General features: G+C 32.8%; 19 protein-coding genes and 1 tRNA gene. 5 read left to right on the top strand and 15 right to left on the bottom strand.

Features of this window, described 5'->3' with window-relative positions; translation table 11 throughout:
• Positions 1 to 44: 44 nt before the first annotated feature.
• The 5 genes from C8C85_RS10090 to C8C85_RS10070 are packed head-to-tail and all read right to left on the bottom strand — an operon-like array spanning position 45 to position 4,099.
• Positions 45 to 1,304 carry a hemolysin family protein gene (locus C8C85_RS10090; protein ID WP_116796963.1) on the bottom strand — a complete coding sequence of 420 codons (1,260 nt, stop codon included), beginning with the start codon at positions 1,302 to 1,304 and terminating at the stop codon, positions 45 to 47.
• Between the two features lie 5 nt (positions 1,305 to 1,309).
• On the bottom strand, positions 1,310 to 1,501 hold the full coding sequence (locus tag C8C85_RS10085; RefSeq protein WP_116796962.1) for a hypothetical protein: 192 nt from the start codon (positions 1,499 to 1,501) through the stop codon (positions 1,310 to 1,312).
• A 17-nt stretch (positions 1,502 to 1,518) separates the two neighbouring features.
• Positions 1,519 to 2,073: an LPS export ABC transporter periplasmic protein LptC gene (gene lptC, locus C8C85_RS10080; protein ID WP_116796961.1), complete on the bottom strand. Its 555-nt coding sequence runs from the start codon at positions 2,071 to 2,073 to the stop codon at positions 1,519 to 1,521.
• Positions 2,074 to 2,121: 48 nt separating this feature from the next.
• Positions 2,122 to 3,372 (bottom strand): hypothetical protein, encoded by a 1,251-nt coding sequence (locus C8C85_RS10075; RefSeq protein WP_116796960.1) that lies wholly within the window; start codon positions 3,370 to 3,372, stop codon positions 2,122 to 2,124.
• Positions 3,365 to 4,099, bottom strand: coding sequence for a type III pantothenate kinase (locus tag C8C85_RS10070; protein WP_116796959.1), 735 nt, complete (start codon positions 4,097 to 4,099; stop codon positions 3,365 to 3,367). Before C8C85_RS10070 ends, C8C85_RS10075 begins: the two co-directional genes overlap by 8 nt.
• Positions 4,100 to 4,242: 143 nt before the next feature.
• Here C8C85_RS10070 and C8C85_RS10065 point away from each other — a divergent pair.
• The 4 genes from C8C85_RS10065 (at position 4,243) to C8C85_RS10045 (ending at position 8,586) form a co-directional block, all read left to right on the top strand.
• Positions 4,243 to 4,315, top strand: a tRNA-Phe gene (locus tag C8C85_RS10065).
• Positions 4,316 to 4,864: 549 nt separating this feature from the next.
• Positions 4,865 to 7,276 carry an MASE1 domain-containing protein gene (locus C8C85_RS10055; RefSeq protein WP_116796958.1) on the top strand — a complete coding sequence of 804 codons (2,412 nt, stop codon included), beginning with the start codon at positions 4,865 to 4,867 and terminating at the stop codon, positions 7,274 to 7,276.
• Positions 7,277 to 7,316: 40 nt separating this feature from the next.
• Positions 7,317 to 7,748, top strand: coding sequence for a response regulator (locus C8C85_RS10050; protein ID WP_116796957.1), 432 nt, complete (start codon positions 7,317 to 7,319; stop codon positions 7,746 to 7,748).
• Positions 7,749 to 7,977: 229 nt separating this feature from the next.
• Complete coding sequence (locus C8C85_RS10045; protein WP_116796956.1) at positions 7,978 to 8,586, top strand: hypothetical protein; 609 nt, start codon at positions 7,978 to 7,980, stop codon at positions 8,584 to 8,586.
• Positions 8,587 to 8,670: 84 nt separating this feature from the next.
• On the opposite strand, the gene C8C85_RS10040 is transcribed toward C8C85_RS10045, so the two are convergent.
• The 7 genes from C8C85_RS10040 to C8C85_RS10010 all read right to left on the bottom strand — a co-directional run bounded on the left by C8C85_RS10040 (position 8,671) and on the right by C8C85_RS10010 (position 16,001).
• Positions 8,671 to 10,929, bottom strand: coding sequence for a glycoside hydrolase family 3 N-terminal domain-containing protein (locus tag C8C85_RS10040; protein ID WP_116796955.1), 2,259 nt, complete (start codon positions 10,927 to 10,929; stop codon positions 8,671 to 8,673).
• Between the two features lie 265 nt (positions 10,930 to 11,194).
• Positions 11,195 to 11,557 carry a nuclear transport factor 2 family protein gene (locus C8C85_RS10035; RefSeq protein WP_116796954.1) on the bottom strand — a complete coding sequence of 121 codons (363 nt, stop codon included), beginning with the start codon at positions 11,555 to 11,557 and terminating at the stop codon, positions 11,195 to 11,197.
• Between the two features lie 75 nt (positions 11,558 to 11,632).
• On the bottom strand, positions 11,633 to 12,538 hold the full coding sequence (locus tag C8C85_RS10030; RefSeq protein WP_111411180.1) for a pseudouridine synthase: 906 nt from the start codon (positions 12,536 to 12,538) through the stop codon (positions 11,633 to 11,635).
• 142 nt (positions 12,539 to 12,680) lie between these two features.
• The gene (locus C8C85_RS10025; RefSeq protein WP_116796953.1) at positions 12,681 to 13,637 is read right to left on the bottom strand and encodes a geranylgeranylglycerol-phosphate geranylgeranyltransferase; all 957 of its coding nucleotides are present in this window, start codon (positions 13,635 to 13,637) and stop codon (positions 12,681 to 12,683) included.
• 61 nt (positions 13,638 to 13,698) lie between these two features.
• Complete coding sequence (locus tag C8C85_RS10020) at positions 13,699 to 14,637, bottom strand: mevalonate kinase (protein WP_116796952.1); 939 nt, start codon at positions 14,635 to 14,637, stop codon at positions 13,699 to 13,701.
• 47 nt (positions 14,638 to 14,684) lie between these two features.
• Entirely contained in the window at positions 14,685 to 14,879 is a 195-nt protein-coding gene (locus C8C85_RS10015) for a hypothetical protein (protein WP_116796951.1), read from the bottom strand.
• Positions 14,880 to 14,918: 39 nt separating this feature from the next.
• Entirely contained in the window at positions 14,919 to 16,001 is a 1,083-nt protein-coding gene (locus tag C8C85_RS10010) for a diphosphomevalonate/mevalonate 3,5-bisphosphate decarboxylase family protein (RefSeq protein ID WP_116796950.1), read from the bottom strand.
• Positions 16,002 to 16,111: 110 nt separating this feature from the next.
• Here C8C85_RS10010 and C8C85_RS10005 point away from each other — a divergent pair, with 110 nt between their 5' ends.
• Positions 16,112 to 16,588 (top strand): TspO/MBR family protein, encoded by a 477-nt coding sequence (locus tag C8C85_RS10005; protein WP_116796949.1) that lies wholly within the window; start codon positions 16,112 to 16,114, stop codon positions 16,586 to 16,588.
• 7 nt (positions 16,589 to 16,595) lie between these two features.
• On the opposite strand, the gene C8C85_RS10000 is transcribed toward C8C85_RS10005, so the two are convergent.
• The 3 genes from C8C85_RS10000 to C8C85_RS09990 all read right to left on the bottom strand — a co-directional run bounded on the left by C8C85_RS10000 (position 16,596) and on the right by C8C85_RS09990 (position 19,488).
• Complete coding sequence (locus C8C85_RS10000; protein WP_116796948.1) at positions 16,596 to 17,375, bottom strand: hypothetical protein; 780 nt, start codon at positions 17,373 to 17,375, stop codon at positions 16,596 to 16,598.
• Positions 17,376 to 17,460: 85 nt separating this feature from the next.
• Positions 17,461 to 18,672: an NAD(P)/FAD-dependent oxidoreductase gene (locus C8C85_RS09995; protein ID WP_116796947.1), complete on the bottom strand. Its 1,212-nt coding sequence runs from the start codon at positions 18,670 to 18,672 to the stop codon at positions 17,461 to 17,463.
• Positions 18,673 to 18,801: 129 nt separating this feature from the next.
• Positions 18,802 to 19,488, bottom strand: a complete 687-nt coding sequence (locus tag C8C85_RS09990) for a glycerophosphodiester phosphodiesterase (protein ID WP_116796946.1) — start codon at positions 19,486 to 19,488, stop codon at positions 18,802 to 18,804.
• Between the last annotated feature and the right edge of the window lie 64 nt (positions 19,489 to 19,552).

Raw genomic sequence — 19,552 nt, 5'->3', positions numbered from 1 at the left:
ACTACTGTTTTTTTTTTGTTTTTTTTTAAATTAAAAAAAGAATCTCAGTCTTTGATAGTCATTTTAACCAATTCAATCTTCTTATTTGTGGCTTCTTCGACCACAAAATGATAGTTTTCTATAGTAATCTCATCTCCTTTTTGAGGAATCTCCTTGGTAAAATTCACAATAAATCCTCCTAGCGTGCCATAGGAATCACTTTCTGGAATGGCCAGTTTATAGGTCAGATTCAAATACTCCACATCAAAACGAGCAGAGAATAAAAAAGCACCCTCCTCAAGTTCTTTTTCTATCAATTCTTCATCTAAATCATGTTCATCCTCTATTTCACCAAATAGTTCTTCGACGATATCCTCGATGGTCAGAATTCCTGATGTCCCCCCATACTCATCCAATACAACCGCTACGCTTTTTCGTTTTTTGGTCAACAAACTCATAGCGTCTTTTACATAGATAGCTTCCGGGATAAACTCAACTGGAATAACAATCTCCTTTATGCTTGAAGGCTTTTTGAACAAATCAAAAGAATGGACATAACCAATGATATCGTCTAATGAATTTTGGTAAATTACCATTTTTGAATACCCAGTTTCTATAAACAATTCTTTGAGATTCTCCAGCGATTCACCTACTTCTAGTGCCGCAATTTCGGTTCTTGGCGTCATTACATCTCGCGCTTTTACTCCCGAAAAATCCAACGCATTACGAAATATTTGTATTTCAGAATCTACCTCTTCATGATCTTCCACCGTACTCATTTGCTCATTGATATAGTTTCCCAATTCAACTTTACTAAAATAAAGCTGCACCTGGTCTCCATCCGTTTTAAAAAATCTTTTCAAAACAAAATCGGAAATCCATATCAAAAAAGTCGAAATGAAATAGAATAATCTATAAAAGACATAGGCCGGAATGGCAAAAAACTTAATAAGTGAATTGGCATAAATCTGAAAAAATACTTTAGGTAAAAACTCAGCTGTTATTAAAACAATAAATGTTGAGATTACAGTCTGAATCAAAAGACTCGTGAAATCAGAAAAATGCAAATTAAAAAGCAACAGCCAACCCATTAACAATTCGCCCATAAAAAATCCGTAAACAACAAGTGCAATGTTGTTCCCAATAAGCATTGCTGCAATGAATTTTGAAGGTTTCTCGGTAAGCTTGGTAAGAGTTTTAGAAACGAAACTATCTTGTTTTTTTTCTAATTCTAAATAAATTTTATTCGAAGAAATAAACGCTATCTCCATCCCTGAAAAAAAAGCACATAGTATTAAACACAATATTATGATACCTATTTCCATAGCATTTATGATTGTTTGTTTCTGTCTTCAAATTTCTTGGCAAAGTTTCTTCTAAAGAAAAACATGAAAATGGCAAGACCTCCAAATATGAAATATAACAGAGGAGACTCATTCGTATTCCATTTTGTATATCCATCGTAAAGAAAATAGATTCCAAAAACTAAGTAAAGGTATGAGGTATATTTTAAGAAATTCATGTTGTCATTATTTTTTATTATTCTGAAGATTCAATCTCTCCTTCTATTCGTTGTGAGTTCACGACTTTAAAGTCTTTGCTAAAATCAATTCCCTGTCCTGTCGAACCTCCTTTGGCATCTGTCAATTTAAACTTTTTCTCCGTATAAAACCATTGATTTTTTTGGTCAAAATACAACTGTTCCGTTTCGAGCATTTGCCCGGCTTCCGAAGTGATTTTTACTTTCCCTTGTAAATCTATTATATTGGTTTGTTTATACGAAATTGCATAATTCGATTTGATAAAGGTTCTTTTTCCTTTATTATCATAAATCGTTACATCAACTCCTTTTGGAAATTCTGTAAATGCAAAATCCACATTTGCATAATCATACATTTTTGGACTCACCAATATGGATTTTATTCTTCCCGAATCGGTGTATTTTAAATTCACATTGTCAGCATCTCCACTGGGAACAAACTCAGAATAATCATTTTTTTGAACTTCCTTAAAATTACTCTCACACCCCAAAACCGTACTAACAACAATAATTAGCAGCAAAAGAAGCGGGATATATTTTTTATAGAAAGTCATAATAGAATGTCAATTAGGGAAACCGATTAATTTAACTTAATAATTAAATTAGTCAATTTTTCTGTGCCCAAACCATTTGTCATTAAGAGAGAAACTCACTGCAAAAGTAAAATAATTTTCTTGAACTAATCCTTTAGCAGTTGTACCTCTTTGCCCATATTCCAAACCAAGATTAACATTGGACAGACTACCTATAATTGGCAATCCGAAACCTAACGTTATCCCCTTGTCGTCTATTTCTTCTGATTTAACAATAGTGCCCGTTTTTGTATATCTCAAACCAGCTCTATAAACCACTTTTTGATAGTATTTAGAAAAGACATTATAGTTCGGAACATAATAACCACCTAAACTATAACTTGAATATTTCCCATAAGTTGTATTGCTTGAAGTATTATAATCAGATGCTAATTTTCCAACATTTTGAAAAACCATTTGTGTTCCTATCATCCATTTTTTTGTTTGACCGGCACCAAGACCAAAAGATATTTTTTCTGGGATCATCAAATCTGTTCTAATTTCCCTTGCATCTACTTGATCAACAACACCAACATCAAAATTAGAATTATAGTTTACAGTAGAAATTGTTCTGGTATTAGTAGAAGACAATTTACTTTGGGGCGTGTATGTAAAACTACTGTACAAATTTGTTTTTTTATATATTTTGTGTTTATACATTGCACCAAAATTAGCAGTAAACCCATTCAAATCGGCTTTATTCACCTCCTGGGTCCCTATTGCCACCCCTGTAATATATTCTAAATTTGAATTATTAATTCTTCCAAAATTATACTGTATATCGGCTCCAACCACTAAACTGGGAATAACTGTATACCCCAATGAAAAAAAAGCTTTGTTTAAACCACCTGTTCCCTTCATGACATTATTTGCCCCATCTGGGTCTGAACTTGTCGATTGAATATTATATCCTACCGAAGTATATGGCAACAATCCAAATCCGACACCAACTTTACCTAATGGCAAAGCAACAGCCAAATAATCCACTGTTGTTCTCTGTGCATTTTCTTTTTTAGAATCCGTTTTCAGACTAGTAGAGGTATAATTTCCACCTATCGTAAAAGTAGTAAACCTAATACTGGCAAAACTAGCAGGATTCAAAATATTAATATGAAGACTGTCTTGCTCAATATTTAAACCTCCCATGGAACGATTTTCAAGATTTCCTTTAAATCTGGATTCACCAATTCCGAAAAAAGAATAAGGAGAGGCAGATCCACTTTGAGCACTAGACATTAGCGAAAAAAAGAAACATGCAATAACAATAATTTTTTTAATCATTTTCTATTTTATATTGAAAAATTTGGTTCAAACTCTCTAACAGAAAATTTGAATTGGCAAATATGGTATTTTTTAATCGTTTAGCCAAAAATTCTGTGTCCCCACCCGTTAAAATTATTATAAAATTTGAGTATTTTGATTGATATTCATCGACAAAACCATTAATCTCATAGACCAATCCATTTACAACTCCAGAATGGATTGCTTCAGCGGTTGAATCACCAACGAAATATTTAGGGCTCTCTACAGTTAGCAAAGGTAGTTTTTCGGTGAAGTTGTGCAACGATTCGTATCGCAAACGTAAACCTGGAGAAATAGCTCCACCATGGTACACATCCATTTCATCTACAAAATCATAGGTCACACAAGTTCCCGCATCTATAATTAATCGATTTTTGCCTTGAAATTGTAAAGTTGCACCTGCCGCCAATACCATCCTGTCTATCCCCAAGGTTTTTGGAGTAGCATAATTATTGGTAAAAGGAAATGCATCTTCATTGGAAACAAACCATACATCCAGATCTTTTTGAAAACACAAAAACAAATTTTTATCTACATTACCGACAGAAGCCACAACCAAATACATGACTTTTTTATATTTCTTTAAAATAATCTCAATTTTTTCCTGAATTTCATCTTTAGAAAAAACGAAAATTTCCATTGTGTTATATCCCTCAAAAACAGCCGCTTTTATTCTTGTATTTCCTATATCAACAGTTAAAACCATAGTGTCTTTTTTAAAATGCTAAGGTACGAATAGATTTTTTTTAAAAAATGTATTGTTTAATTTAAAAAAGATTCTATATTTGCACCCGCAAACAAGTTCACGGAACTCCTATGAAAATAGCAACAACGTGAAATAATAAGCACGGTACCTTAGCTCAGATGGTAGAGCAATGGACTGAAAATCCATGTGTCCCTGGTTCGATCCCTGGAGGTACCACAAAACCCACTCAGACGAGTGGGTTTTTTGTTTTTTACATTTTCCCAAAAAGCAAAAGTTGGGGATTATGCAAAAAGATTAGATAATCTGAACAAGAAAAAATCTATATTTCTCACTCCTCTAAATTGACTTCTAAAAGCTTTTATTTTTGCATTGAAAGATTCTGCGGATGCCATTTGTACTTCTACAATCAAAATAGTTTAAGACTGACTGGTAATTACAAGTTATTGTGTTTAGTAGAATATTAAAGTTTTTAAAACCTGATTCCTCTACATTTCTTATTTATTTGAAAACAAACAACTTTAACCTCAAAGTTAAACAACAACAATTCTTTATTAAGTTCCGCGCAGGAAAAAATCACTACTGTGTCATTAACAAAAAACACTATCGATTTATGAAAATTTATATCAAAATTTCATAAATTCATAACTACAAACTTACATTTTAGAACTATCAATTATTTTTTAGAAAAAAAATACCCTCATTACCAATGTGTTCCGATAAATCTTATTAATTTTGAGTAGTGCTGTAAATAGAAACCTCAATATAATGAAATCAAAAAATTCATTAAATTTTTCATACTCAATACCTTCATTATTAAGGTCAACTCCAATTGCAGTTCTTGTGGTTGCTACTTTATATATTTTACTTGCCAAAATAAGTTTTTTATTAACAATTGACGAAAGTACAGTTAGCCCCATTTTTCTAGCTGCTGGATTTGCATTTGGCTCGACATTGATTTTGGGACGTAATGCATTGATTGGAATTTGGATTGGCTCCCTTTATTCAAACACACTCCTCAGTAATGACCTAGCTAACCTAGATAAAACGCTATTCCTAAACCACCTTCCAATAGCCTTCTTTATTTCAATTGGCTCCGTAATAGCATCAATTTCGGCGACAATTATAGTTACTCGTTTTTGCGAAAAAGAGCATCCATTGAGCAATGGAAAAAATGTATTGACACTACTTATTTTGGGGCCAATCGCTTATTCGACGATTACTTCCTTGATTGGAGTAGCCAGTTTTTTTCTTAATGGTTCAATTCCCGTAGAGCAATTTTGGTACACTTATAAAACATGGTGGCTTGGCGATGCAATCGGTATCATTTTAATTACTCCGTTGATGCTGTCTTGGTTTTCTAAAGACTCTTTCAATACCAATAATTTTAATTTCTTAGAAATAACACTATATGGACTAGCAACCATTTTATTATGTTTTGGCGTATTCTTTCAATATCACGATCTAAAATATCTCATCTTACCCTTATTATTCTGGTCTGCCTATCGTTTCGGAATTCAGATTACAACGCTATTCATTATTATAATAGCATTATTTGCAATTATAACAACAGCTCAAGGAATTGGCCCATTTAATGAAGAGCGCATTAACGATTCCATTTTGTTTTTGGATCTGTTTTTGAGTGTAACAATCATTTGTAGTCTTTTTTTAGCAGGAATTATCTCCGAACGAAAAAAGACCGAAGATTCAATTAAAACAAGCGAAAAAAGACTTCGTGAAAATCAAACTTTGCTTGAATCAACCCTTGAAAGTCCCAAAGGTGTCAGTATTTACTCCCTTGGTCGTAATTTTGAATACTTAAGTTTTAATAGTCAGCACAGTATCAATATGAAAATAATGTATGGCATAGACATTGCTTTGGGAATGAAATTACAAGATTGCATGATCAACAAAGACGAACTTGACGACTCCTTGGCGGTACTAAGCAAAGTTTTTTTGGGGGAAAACATCACTACTGTACGACATTTTGAATTCAACGACAGCTATTGGGAATTTAGAACTAGCCCTATTGTAAACCAGAACGATGAAATCATAGGTGCCACGGTAATTTCAACCAACATTTCGAAAAAGATAAAAGCGGAAGAAGCTTTGAAAAAAAGTGAAGAAAAGTACCGAAACATATTTGAAAATATTCAGGATGTGATTTTTCAAATAGATCCAAATGGCATTTTTTGGAGCATAAGTCCATCTATCAAAGACATAACGGGTTATACTCCAGAAGAACTAATAGGAAAACCAACAAATATTCTACAAACTGATGAAGAGAAACCTGATGCTGTTATTAAAATTATTCAAGAAAAATTTATTTTGAAAAATTTTGAAAAATTGGTCAAAACAAAATCAGGAGAACTAATTTGCGTTTCCCTTAATGCCAAAATGATTTTTGACAAAAATGGAATTCCACATCACATAGATGCTATTGCACAAGACATAACGCAAAGAAAGAAAGATGAAAAAGAAATTGCAAATCAAAACCAAAAATTACAAATTCAAAACAAAGAACTGGAACAATTTGCCTATATCACTTCACATGACTTACAAGAGCCTTTGCTTACACTAAAATATTTTTCAGAACTCATTAAGGCCGATTTCCCAAAAGAAACCAATGAAAACATTAATCAATACCTGAATTTTATTTTGGAGTCCTCTAATCGAATGCAAAAACTTGTCAAAGGATTATTGGACTATTCCAGAATTGGAAGCCAAATTGAATTAACAAAAGTAGATTGCAATGAAATCGTAAATAATTCTATTTCAACCTTATCGGATACCATTCAAAAAACAGAAACACAAATCATAGTTGATGATTTGCCTCAAATACAAGGGTCTTCTGTAGAATTGATTCAGCTATTTCAAAACTTAATAGAAAATGCAATAAAATTCAGAAAAAAAGAAACTCCGTTAACCATCAATATTACAGCGAAACAAGTTGAAGACAACTGGCAGTTTGCTGTACAAGATAATGGAATTGGAATTGAGGAACAAAACAAAGAAAAAGCCTTTATCATTTTTAAACGTTTGAATAACAGGGATGAATATCCTGGAATAGGTATAGGTCTTTCAATTTGCAAAAAAATTGTAGCCTTACATAGAGGTTCTATTTGGGTAGAATCAACAATTGGTCAAGGCACAATTGTTTACTTTACCTTACCGAAATAAAAACAGCATCCTATCCTTAAAAAATAAACAATTGCTAAGTATGAAAAAATTAAATTCTGTTTTGCTAGTGGATGACGATGTAGCAACCAATTTTATCAGTAAAATGCTAATCAAAAAAGCAGGAATAACAGACCATATCGAAACCACTTTAAATGGTAGACAAGCACTAGACTACCTAACTAACACCGGAAAACATGAAAAATCAGATGGTATCTTTCCACAACCCATGCTGATTTTACTGGACATCAATATGCCTGTAATGGATGGATGGGAATTTGCCGAAGCCTTTTCAAAATTGAATGAAAATCAAAAAGGAAAGACTATAATTGTTATGCTCACCAGTTCCTTTAACCCCGATGACAAAGAAAAAGCTTCAAAGCTTCCTGCAATTTCAGGCTTCCAGAATAAGGTTCTTACTTTGGAGGGACTCACTTCTATTATGAATACTTTTTTCCCTGAACATCTAGATTAATTTTATCATTACATTATCCAAAGAATCAATTTATTATAAACCGTTGGTGTAAAAAATAATGACCAATGGCATTAGCTATCGATGCAATAAAACATTTTTTTCACAAAAAAAATGTTTTTCTTGTCTTTTGTTATATTTTTTATATATTTATCAGATAATCGGAAAAATAAATCATTTAGTCGGTTATTTAAAATCAATACAAATAAAATTGCTTGATAAAAGATAGAATATGACCCCCATTTTACTTCTTCAACTACGAAGCATTATCACTTCTCCATTAATTTCAATATTTTGCAAAAAATTTGAAGAAAATGAAATATTATTGAGAAAATCTATTGACACCAGTATTTGCACCGTTCTTATTGGTCTCGAGAATATAATGGACAACACCATTTTATATGACAAAATCATTGATTCTATAACTTTTACTGAATTTTATAAAACCACTGAATTTGAAAACGGAAAAATTTCTTCAATAAATTACTCTTTTGAACAAGAAGGTTCTACTCCATTAAATTTGATTTTCTCCACCAAAAAAGGACGTATCTCTGAAATGATATCAAATGAAGTTGGCATCAAAAGTGAAACAGCGCGAGCTATTCTAAATTTTGCAGTAATGCTAATATTATCACATTTTGTAAATGAAAAACAAAAATCGGTAATTATCCAAAACGACTTAAATTCACAAAAAAAAGTAATACTGCATAATGTTCCCGAAGGTATCAGGGTACTTCTTGGATATTCAAATTTTGAATATGAAGATGCTCACGCCGATTCAAAGACATCGATAAAAACCAATTCAAGACCTCATTTCTTAAATAAAATTTTCAAATTCTAACTACACAAGTTCACAAGGTTTTTTTAAAATAAAAAATGGCAACAATCCTAAGACTGTTACCATTTTTCTTCTAACTAATTAAACCTATTTTAATATAAACTCTTTTGTAAGTCCTTCTATTTGAATTTTGAAAGTTCCATTTTCAGAAATCCATTTCAAATCATTATTTACAAATTGAAGGTCTTTTTGATTTAAAGTAAAACTTACAGTTTTGCTTTCGCCCGAAGCCAAATTAATTTTCTCAAATCGTTTCAACGCCTTAACTTCAGGTGTTATACTTGCCACTTTATCTGATAAATAGAGCAAAACAGAAACTTTCCCACTTACTTTTCCAGTGTTTTTTACATCAACTGTAACCTTTAAGTCATCCGAATTACTTATTTCTGTTTTATCAATTTTAAGGTTCGAATATTCAAAAGTGGTATATGATAAACCTGTTCCAAATTCGAATTGAGGCGAATAACTTTTCTCATACTTGGCATCATTATTTTGCTCGTCATCCCCTAAACTTTCAGTGTATTTGCGATTGTATTTTTCTAATGAATTAGGATATCTAGGATAATTATACGGCAATCTTCCACTAGGATTCACATCGCCATACAATATATCTGCTAATGCTCTCGCACCTTCATTTCCTGGCAAATAGCACTGTACTACAGCACTCATGTTGTCTTCAAAATCGCTTATCAATCTTGGTCTTCCTTCATTCAAAACCAAAACAATTGGTATGTTTAATTTAGACAAAGCTAAAGCCAGTTTAGATTGAGAAGCAGTAATGTATAAATTACTAATGTCCCCAGGTGTTTCGGTATAGTTTTTCTCGCCAAGACATAGAATAATTTTAGACACACCTTTTGCCATTTCAACCGTTCTTGCAATTTCAGCATCATTAAAGTTTGCTAAATCGGCACCAGGAGTATACAACACATTTTCTTTTCCAATTTCATTTTGTAATGCCTCCAGAATAGTCATTTTATCTGCCGCATAAGTATCTGAATTCTCTCCCTGCCAGTTGTAAGACCAACCACCATTCAAATATTTCATACTATTGGCTGTAGGCCCTGTTAGCAATACTTTTTCGTTTCTATTCAAAGGCAATACAGCATTGTTGTTTTTTAACAATGTGATTGACTCCGCAGCAGCATTATAAGCTGCATCAATGAATTCTTGAGAACCAAACTTCGGATAATCTTTTAAATTGGCAACTGTCGTTTGAAATAAATTCAATTCAAATTTCATTTTCAAAATTCTGGTTACAGCATCGTCAATTCTTGACATTGGCACTTCTCCTTTGTTCACTAAATCCAACAGATCAACATAAAAAGTATAATCTTCTGGAACCATACTCATATCAATTCCTGCAATTACAGATAATTTCACCGCTTCACGATTGTTTTCAGCTACTTTATGTCTGGTGTAGAGATAAATAATGTCTTTCCAATCGGTAACTACAACACCTTGAAAACCCAATTCTTTTTTCAAAACATCAGTAATTAGGTATTTGCTGGCGTGAATTGGAGTTCCGTTAATCTCACCAGAACTCACCATTACACTTTTGGCACCCGCTTTAATAGCTGCTTGGTAAATAGTCAAATCAAATTGTCTCAGCACTCGCTCTGGAATAATACTTGGAGTTCTGTCTTTTCCGGTGGTTGTACTGCCATATCCTATATAATGTTTCATACAGGAAGCTACATTATATTTTGATCCAACATCACTTCCTTCAAAACCTTTTACCATCGCTTCGCCCATTCGACTCGATAAATAGACATCTTCTCCAAAAGATTCCCACAATCTTGACCAAGCTGGATTTCTAGGCAAATCCAAATCAGGTGAGAAAACCCAAGGAATTGAAGAGGCTCTAGTTTCGTAGGCCGATATTTCAGCACCATTTTTCACAATATCCGTGTTGAATGTTGCTGCCATTCCAATTTGCTGCGGAAACAAGGTTGCTCCTGCTGTATAACTTGAACCGTGAATAGCATCTATTCCATACAAAACTGGTATTTTTAATCTTGATTTATTGGCTTCATTGCTAATTGCCGTAACTACTTCGTTCCATCTTTTAATAGTTGGCGCACCAGGATTTGGTACATTTAAAATAGATCCAACATGATATTTTTGAATAGCCTCATTTAATTTTGCTATATCAAATTCTCCTGGTTTTCCTTTGGCTTCAAAAGAAGTAACGGTAATTTGTGTCATCTGACCAATTTTTTCTTCGGTACTCATTTTAGAAAGCAATTCGGCCACTTTCTTGTCAATTTCAGGATTGGTGTTTTGACTTCTAACCCCAAAAGCCAGAAAACTGAAAATTAGCAGTAGTGCAATTTTTAATCTCATTTTTTTATAATTTATCTTTTAAACTTAGACTTTTTAATAATTGCTTAAAATTATTAACGAATTTTAAAAGTAATTATATTTATTAAAGAACTGTTTTTTAAGGAACTAATTTGGTTGTTTTTCATAGGTTTAACGTTTTCGTAATTTTATAATTAGGCGCTAGCACCTAAACTTCCTTTTTACTTTTACTTTTTTTTCCAAAAAAAATCCCATTTCACTTTTTTAGCGAAATGGGATTTTTAAATAATAAAAATTGTTTCAATTACTATCCATGATAAACTCTCGAAGCAACAATTTTGTCTTCTTTTACCACAAGAACCTCAGCAACAAGCATGTCTTCTTCACCCTCAACTGTGCGAATGTATTCCATAAAAACACGATCAGCATTGGCCGTTAAAGAAGTCACTTTATAGTGCAAACTTGGCAAACGATCAAAAGCGTCTTGCCACCAAGCTCTTAAATGCTCTTTTCCAACTACTAACCCATGCGTTTCTGGTTTACGGATTTTTAATTTTGGACTAAAATGCTCTGCTTCATCATCATAAAGTGATAATAATTGTTCCAAATTATGATTATTAAAAGCTTCAAACCATTTGAAAGCTATGGATTGCAATTTTTCTGCTGTCATTCTGTTTCTTTTTAAAATTAAAAAATCCCTTTACATTTTGTCATGAAAGGGATTTTGAAGTTATTTTCTAAAAAATTATACGTTCTTCAAATTTATAATTTCTTGTTCTGTTAGCAATCTCCAATTTCCTCGAGGCAAATTTTTCTTGGTTAATCCTGCAAAAGCCACACGGTCAATTCTAAGAACATCATAATTGAAATGTTCAAAAATGGAACGCACTACTTTTACATTTGCCGATCTTAATTGAAGTCCAATTTCACTTTTGGCTTCTCCTTCAATATAGCTTACATCCTCAACATAAACGCGGTGTCCATCAAGAACAAGTCCTTTGTTTATTTTTTCTAAATCTTCAAATTTTAAATTTTTATCTAAAGAAACCTGATAGATTTTGGAAGATTTTTGATTCGGTAATGTAAATTTACGAATCATGTCCGTATCATTGGTAAACAACAAAAGTCCCGTTGTATTTTTATCCATTCTGCCTATTGGTCCAATTTTCGCATTGGTAGAACCTTTAACCAGTTCTAAAACATTACGATATTCTTGACCTTCATCAAGGGCAGTGGTGAAATTTTTAGGCTTATTTAATAAGATGTACACTTTTTTCTCCGGTGTCAAAACCACACCGTCAAAATTAACCACATCTCCTGGTTTTACCATATAACCCATTTCGGTAACAGGAATACCATTTACTTTTACATTTCCTGATTGAATGTAAATATCAGCATCACGTCTGGAGCAAGTCCCTGAGTTTGATATGTATTTATTCAAACGAATTTCATCTTTTACTTTAGGTCTTTTAGGCGCTTGATTAGGTTTTTTCTCTACTTTATCAGTAGTATCGGCAACTTTTACAATTGTTTTTACTTTTTTTGGCCCTTGTGCCCTTTTTTGCATCGCAGGTTTTGGCTTATTGGAACTTGGTCTAGAGCTTGTTGGTCTAGCACCACTTCTTTTATTATTGCCTTCCTTATTGTTCATAATATTCTATAATTTGCTGCAAAGATACTATTTATATCATTGGGAAACGATTTTTGGTAATTAGAAAAAGTTAACTACTTAATTAAATGACTGTTGCATATTCTAAAGTTTTATAAAAACGATTAACCCAATCAAAGAATCATTAAATAGTCATCAATATTTTTTTACCGTTCCATAAAACGCTGGGATTAATCAAAACGATACAAAATACGCCTGCTACAATTAGGAATTTCAAAACATTGTGCAATAAAACATATTGCTCTTTGGTTTCCCATTTCCACAAATACAGCAAGAAAAAAATCATGATTACAAAACCGGAATAAAAGTAAATATCCATATAACCAACATCGTACACATTGATTAAAAAATAGACTGGTATAACAGTCAATAATGCTAATCCCGTGATTATTTTTTTGGAAACTTCTTCTCCATAAATAATTGGAATGGTTTTATAATCATTAGCTAAATCGCCTTTTAAATTTTCCAAATCCTTTATCATTTCCCGAATTAGGATTAATAAGAATAGAAAAGCGCCATGCGAAAGTATAACGGCAAGTTTACCACTATTACTTTCGATTTCATACAATGGCATTTTTAGATAAAAATAAAGCAGAATACCAAAAAAAGGTAAAACTGCCAATAAAGCTGCCATTAAATTCCCGATTAAAGGGTACTTTTTAATTTTATGGGAATAAAACCAAATCAAGAAAATATAAGTAGAAAAAAACAAAACGGCTCTAAATGAAACAAAAAAAGCAATTAAAGCCACGAAAAAATTAAGGCTAAAATAGACTTGAAGTTTGGTTTTTTGACTCACTAAACGATCCAGTTGTGATTTATTTGGCTTGTTAATCAAGTCTTTTTTACTGTCGTAAAAACTATTGATAATGTATCCGGAAGCAATTGTTAAACTGGATCCCAATACAATTATAAAAAGTTGAAAATCCAGCAGTATTGACAAAGCTCTCCTCTCGGGAGCCAATATAAAAATAGCCGATAAATATTGGGCCAAAGCTATAATGGGAATATTATAACCTCTAACTACAGAGAACAAACTCACAATCTTTAATACAAATAGTTTATGCTGCCTGCTTAACATGGAGTTTGTTTAGAGTTTATAAGTAGCGCTTATTAAATTGGTTTGTTTACAAATAAAAAAATTAAAACTGATAAACGACTTCCAATTTAAAATCCTTCAATGACTCTTTTGCCTTTTCTAAATCTTGTGTAAATCCTAAGATATAACCACCTCCGCCTGAACCACACAGTTTCAGATAATAATCATTTGAATCTATTCCTTCTTGCCAGATACCGTGAAACTGTTCAGGAATCATTGGTTTAAAATTATTCAGGACCACTTTTGATAATTGCTTAGTGTTTTCAAATAAAGACTTCATGTCTCCACCCAAAAAATTCTCAACACAAGCATCCGTATATTTTACAAATTGATTTTTTAACATCGTACGAAACCCTTTGTCTTTTAGGTTTTCCATAAAAATATTAACCATCGGAGCTGTTTCACCAACAATGCCCGAATCTAACAAAAACACTGCGCCTTTTCCGTCAAAACTTTGGGTAGGAATTCCGGTAGCTTCAATATTGTCTTTTGAATTTATCAAAATTGGAATACTCAAATAACTGTTCAATGGGTCAAGTCCCGAACTTTTTCCGTGGAAAAAACTTTCCATTTGCGAAAAAATAGTTTTTAGAGTCAATAATTTTTCACGTGTTAAATTCTCCAAAACCGTGATTTTATGTTGCGCATATTTATCATAAATAGCCGCTACCAATGCGCCGCTACTCCCCACTCCATATCCTTGTGGAATACTGGAATCAAAATACATTCCTGTTTGAACATCATTATTTAAAGTCTCTAAATCAAAAGTCACCAAATCGGGTTGGTCCTTTTGCAATTGTTCCAAATAAGCTACAAATCGTTTCAAATGACCATTTGATTGTATTGCTTCGTCCGAAGGATTAGCATCTTTCTTTAAAGCTCCATTGTAAAAATTATAAGGGATTGACAATCCTTTGGAGTCACGAATAATTCCGTATTCTCCAAAGAGTAATATTTTTGAGTAAAATAAAGGTCCTTTCATATATATTTTAAATTATCAATTTGGGGTTGGTAATTAGATTGTTTATTTCAAAAATCGACAACATCTCCACGATTTTCATTTTGTATTGCTATGTTTATTTCTTCTTGTTGTTCGGGTGTTAATTCCTCCCAAACCTCTTTCCTTTTGTCTTCAAAAACTGCCCTGATTTTCTTTAGAAGATCAACGTCTTTGGTTTTTACTATCTTCTTAATTAATTCTAATTTCTCCACATTCAAATCCATGATCGTCGCATTAAGAATTAAAGATACTAAAAAAAGGGATCAATTTAACAAAGCACCATTCCCAATTTCGTCGCAAAGGTACTGACCATTTTGGCAATAGCCAACTAATTCTGCTTTAATAAATTGCAACACTTTTTCTTTGACCTCATTTGGATACAAAACATGTACATTTGCTCCAGCATCCAAAGTAAAACAAACTGGTGTTTTGGTTTCACTTCTAAATTTCCAAATCGCATTAATAATCTGCAAGGTATTGGGTTTCATCAAAATAAAATAGGGCAACGAAGTCATCATCATCGCATGCAAAGTTAAGGCCTCGCTTTCTACGATTTTGATAAATTCTTCAATATTTCCATTTTCAAAAACTGGAATCAGTTTATCTAAATTTTCATGTGCTTGAGCAAATCGCCTTTCGGCAAATGGGTGGTCGTGCATCAAATCATGGCCAACTGTACTCGAAACTTGTTTTTCGCCTTTGTCAACGAGCAGAATAGTGTCTTGAAAATTTTTGAATGCATCATGAATCGCATACGGATATTCAACTCCATACAAATCGGTGCTTCCTTTTATATTTTTTTGATTTCCCCAAACTACCACTTGTCCTTTTACACTTCTGCAAGCGCTTCCTGAGCCCAATCGCGCGAGAAATGAAGCTTTACTGAAGAAATAATCATCTGTCATTTCTGGATGCAATGCTTTTTCTAAACTCATGAAATTCATAGCCAAAGCTGCCATTCCCGATGCCGAAGAAGCAATACCGGAACTGTGTGGAAAAGTATTTTGGGTGTCAATCGTAAAATGATAATCTTTCAGAAAAGGTAAATACATTTCAACTCGTTCCAAGAATTTTTGGATTTTTGGTTTGAAGTCCTCTTTTGGCTTTCCTTCAAATAATAAATCGAAAGAAAAATTGCCGTTGTTCTGTTTTTTGGCGAAAGCCAAAGTCGTAATCGTTTTGCAATTATTTAAAGTAAAACTGACAGATGGATTAGCCGGAATCTGATTGTCCTTTTTTCCCCAATATTTTACCAAAGCTATATTACTTGGTGCGCTCCAGGAAAAACTTCCCTGGTCTATTGAATGGTTATATTTTAATGGGATAAAATCGTCAGCTTCAAACATAAATAATAATTTTCGGCAAAGATACTTTTTTTACTGAAATCGTTTATTTCTTTATTTGGATAATCCTATGAAAGTTTTAAGTAATTTTGGCTTCGCTAAAATAATAAGAAATGAATAAGATTACCCGAATATTATCGATTGTTGTTACTTGTCTTGTAGTGGGTTATTTTTCCGGAATGGTTACCCGTTCTGCCATAACAACTTGGTATCCTACTTTGATTAAACCAAGTTTTAATCCGCCCAATTGGATTTTTGCTCCTGTTTGGAGTATGCTTTATATAATGATGGGAATTGCAGCAGGATTGGTTTGGGACAGAATCGATTTTGAAAAAGAGATAGTTAAAAAAGCATTACAATTTTTCGCCATCCAATTAGCGTTAAACGCTTTGTGGTCTTATTTGTTTTTTGGACTAAAAAATCCAATGTTGGCTGGGCTTGAAGTAATCATTCTGTGGTTGATGATTTATGAAACCTATATTCAATTTTCCAAAATCAACAAAATTTCTGGTTATTTATTTATTCCCTATTTACTTTGGGTAAGTTTTGCAGCAGTTTTAAACGGGAGTATTTGGTGGCTGAATAGGTAGACGGATGTCAATTTTTCAATTTTTGGAATTCAATATTCTTGGCCGATAAAAAATCCATCATGCTGAGAATATTATTGTTTTCAATTAGTTTTTTTGATTTGGGATCGGCATCACAAAACTGAAGAAAGAGATCAATTTCGTCAGTTTTTAATTTTAAACTTTCCGTAAAAAAAATTTGATCACAAGTGTTTTTTGCTAATGTTGCAAATTCATTTTCTGTTCGAACGACTTTTTTTCTATCCAATAAATCCGAGGTCATCTTGGTAACTGGAGGCAATTTTTCTTTTAGAAATAAATTTAAGACTTTCCCGCCAATTGCAACAAAATCGAATGGATTATCAATAGTTCCATCATATCCTATACGGTCATTTGCTTTGTCATAGGCTTTCTTCGCCGCTGCTTTATCTGCTACTTCTTGTCTGTATTCTTTAGATCCTAAAAAATCTATAGCATTCATTTTTGTAATTACAACCTCCTCTAACTCTTCAGGTTTTTTAAACATTACAACTTGTAGATTGTTTAACTCAATCTGTTCTTTAGATACTTTCAACCTTTTCCAATTAAAATCTTTAGCATAAAAAAGCAGGCTGTCATTGACTTTAGTTTGAATTAAAAACTCTCCTTTGTCATTTGTAGTGGTGCTTTTTTTAGATGTTTTGTTGATTACCTCCACATTTTGCAGCAATAAATTGTCTGATGTAACGACTCCTTTAAGAAGTTTTTCGGTTTGTGAATAACTGAATTGACAAGCAAGTAAGGATAAGACAAAAAGTAATTTTACCTTCATAAGTAAGAATTTATTGAAAGTAAATATATCCTAATAGTCCATAAGAAAAACTTAGAGTCGATGTAAATTTTTGTTAATTAATTTTTTACAATATAGAATTCGCCACAATAAACCCGCTTGTCCAGGCATTCTGAAAATTAAAACCTCCTGTAATGGCGTCAATATTCACGATTTCTCCAGCAAAATATAGATTCTCATGCAGTTTGCTTTCCATTGTTTTGAAGTTGATTTCTTTTAAATCGATTCCGCCAGCGGTTACAAATTCTTCTTTAAAAGTGCTTTTTCCATTGACTTGAAAAGTACTATTCGTCAATTGATTTACTAAATTTTGTAATTGCGTTTTAGATAAATCGGCCCATTTTGTTTCCGCTTCAATATTCGATGCTAAAACCAAACTTTCCCAAAGACGGTTTGGAAAATCAAAAGGAGATTTTTTTGAAACTGCTTTTTTAGCGTGTTCTTGTTTCAACGATTTTAATATTTTCTCTACCTGTTCGCCATCCATATCGTTTAGCCAATTGACAGAAATCGTAAACTGATAGTTTTTATCGAATAAAATTCGCGCTCCCCAAGCCGATAATTTCAAGATTGCAGGACCGCTCATTCCCCAATGCGTGATTAATAATGGCCCAGTTGAAACCAATTTGGTGTCTTTTACTTTTACTGTAACTTGAGCCGCCACACCCGGTAATTCTTTTATTCGGGGATCTTTTATATTAAAAGTAAATAAAGAAGGAACTGGACTCACAATCGCGTGACCTTGCTGTTGAAGCATTTCCCAGATTTTAGGATTGCTTCCCGTGGCAAGTACCAATTTTTCGGCAATGTAATTTTCATTCTGAGTTTCTACTTTCCAAAAATTATCTTTTTTGAAAATGGACTGAACACTCTGACCCGTAAGAACCGAAATTCCAAGCTTTTGAGTAGCTTTCAGGAAACAGTCAATAATAGTTTGAGAAGAATTTGAAACGGGAAACATACGCCCATCTTCTTCAATTTTCAACTCCACTCCATGTTTCTCGAACCATTCAATGGTATCTCCAGAACAAAATTGATGAAAAGGACCTCGCAGTTCTTTTTCGCCTCGAGGGTAAAATTTCACCAGTTCATTGGGTTCAAAACAGGCATGGGTCACATTGCAACGTCCGCCTCCAGAAACACGAACTTTTCCTAACACCTCGGCTCCTCTTTCAAGGATGGCAACCTTAATTTTCGGGTTTTTCTCCACGATATTGATAGCGGTAAAAAAACCTGCAGCTCCACCGCCTACAACGAGTATGTCAAAATTTTGATTCATGATTATGAAAGGGAATAGATTGAATAGATTTCATTATTTGTGATTTTATTTTTAAAAATAAAAAGCACCAAATAATTTTGAATGCAAAGGTAAGCATTCGTTTCTGAAAGAATGTAAGTTCAAAACCCTTTAAATTCTATCCAAAAAATCGGTGATTATGCCATCTACTTTGTATGATTTCATTTTTTGAATATCATCAATTTCATTTACTGTCCAAGGGAAAACCTTTATACCTTTCTCCTGAATTTTGGAGGTATATTTATTACTTAACAATTGAAAATCGGGGTGTAATGCTTCTGCTTTCATGAATCGAGCGAAAGAAAGGGCCAAATCCAAATCGGTTTCTGTCAAAACTCCAATTCGGATGTTTTCATTTAAGAACCGAACTTGTTGCAGTGCATTCCAATCAAAACTCGATACTATAAAATGATTGCGATTCCAATTTTTGTCTGAAATATAATGTTCTATTATTTGAACCACTTTCTCAGCTGTATCCTGATTTTTCAATTCAATATTTACAAAACATCTTTGATTGACCAAATCCAAAACCTCTTCCAATGTTGGAATGGTATACTTCTCATTGATTCTAAAAGACTTTAATTCCTGCAAGTTCAATTGATTTACAACACCTTTACCGTTGGTCGTTCTATCAATGGTTTCGTCATGGATTACAATCAAATGGCCGTCTAAACTGAGATGTACATCCAATTCAATTCCGTCTGCTCCCATTTGTATTGCTTTTTCAAAAGAAATCAGGGTATTTTCAGGTTCGTATCCATTGGCTCCACGATGTCCTATTTTAAGTATTTTATCCATAGTATACAAAAGTAAGAAAATAAAAAACGCCTTCATTTCTAAAGGCGTTTCAATTCAAAACTAC

It is taken from the genome of Flavobacterium sp. 103 (assembly GCF_003096795.1).
Lineage (GTDB): Bacteria > Bacteroidota > Bacteroidia > Flavobacteriales > Flavobacteriaceae > Flavobacterium.
The sequence above is the reverse complement of the archived record's forward strand: the minus strand, read 5'-3'. Positions and strand labels throughout refer to the sequence as shown.

Bases quoted from the DNA above. Each gene is read 5' to 3' on its own strand.
- C8C85_RS10090 (WP_116796963.1), bottom strand. From the start codon at position 1,304: ATGGAAATAGGTATCATAATATTGTGTTTAATACTATGTGCTTTTTTT.
- C8C85_RS10085 (WP_116796962.1), bottom strand. From the start codon at position 1,501: ATGAATTTCTTAAAATATACCTCATACCTTTACTTAGTTTTTGGAATC.
- lptC (WP_116796961.1), bottom strand. From the start codon at position 2,073: ATGACTTTCTATAAAAAATATATCCCGCTTCTTTTGCTGCTAATTATT.
- C8C85_RS10075 (WP_116796960.1), bottom strand. From the start codon at position 3,372: ATGATTAAAAAAATTATTGTTATTGCATGTTTCTTTTTTTCGCTAATG.
- C8C85_RS10070 (WP_116796959.1), bottom strand. From the start codon at position 4,099: ATGGTTTTAACTGTTGATATAGGAAATACAAGAATAAAAGCGGCTGTT.
- C8C85_RS10055 (WP_116796958.1), top strand. From the start codon at position 4,865: ATGAAATCAAAAAATTCATTAAATTTTTCATACTCAATACCTTCATTA.
- C8C85_RS10050 (WP_116796957.1), top strand. From the start codon at position 7,317: ATGAAAAAATTAAATTCTGTTTTGCTAGTGGATGACGATGTAGCAACC.
- C8C85_RS10045 (WP_116796956.1), top strand. From the start codon at position 7,978: ATGACCCCCATTTTACTTCTTCAACTACGAAGCATTATCACTTCTCCA.
- C8C85_RS10040 (WP_116796955.1), bottom strand. From the start codon at position 10,929: ATGAGATTAAAAATTGCACTACTGCTAATTTTCAGTTTTCTGGCTTTT.
- C8C85_RS10035 (WP_116796954.1), bottom strand. From the start codon at position 11,557: ATGACAGCAGAAAAATTGCAATCCATAGCTTTCAAATGGTTTGAAGCT.
- C8C85_RS10030 (WP_111411180.1), bottom strand. From the start codon at position 12,538: ATGAACAATAAGGAAGGCAATAATAAAAGAAGTGGTGCTAGACCAACA.
- C8C85_RS10025 (WP_116796953.1), bottom strand. From the start codon at position 13,637: ATGTTAAGCAGGCAGCATAAACTATTTGTATTAAAGATTGTGAGTTTG.
- C8C85_RS10020 (WP_116796952.1), bottom strand. From the start codon at position 14,637: ATGAAAGGACCTTTATTTTACTCAAAAATATTACTCTTTGGAGAATAC.
- C8C85_RS10015 (WP_116796951.1), bottom strand. From the start codon at position 14,879: ATGGATTTGAATGTGGAGAAATTAGAATTAATTAAGAAGATAGTAAAA.
- C8C85_RS10010 (WP_116796950.1), bottom strand. From the start codon at position 16,001: ATGTTTGAAGCTGACGATTTTATCCCATTAAAATATAACCATTCAATA.
- C8C85_RS10005 (WP_116796949.1), top strand. From the start codon at position 16,112: ATGAATAAGATTACCCGAATATTATCGATTGTTGTTACTTGTCTTGTA.
- C8C85_RS10000 (WP_116796948.1), bottom strand. From the start codon at position 17,375: ATGAAGGTAAAATTACTTTTTGTCTTATCCTTACTTGCTTGTCAATTC.
- C8C85_RS09995 (WP_116796947.1), bottom strand. From the start codon at position 18,672: ATGAATCAAAATTTTGACATACTCGTTGTAGGCGGTGGAGCTGCAGGT.
- C8C85_RS09990 (WP_116796946.1), bottom strand. From the start codon at position 19,488: ATGGATAAAATACTTAAAATAGGACATCGTGGAGCCAATGGATACGAA.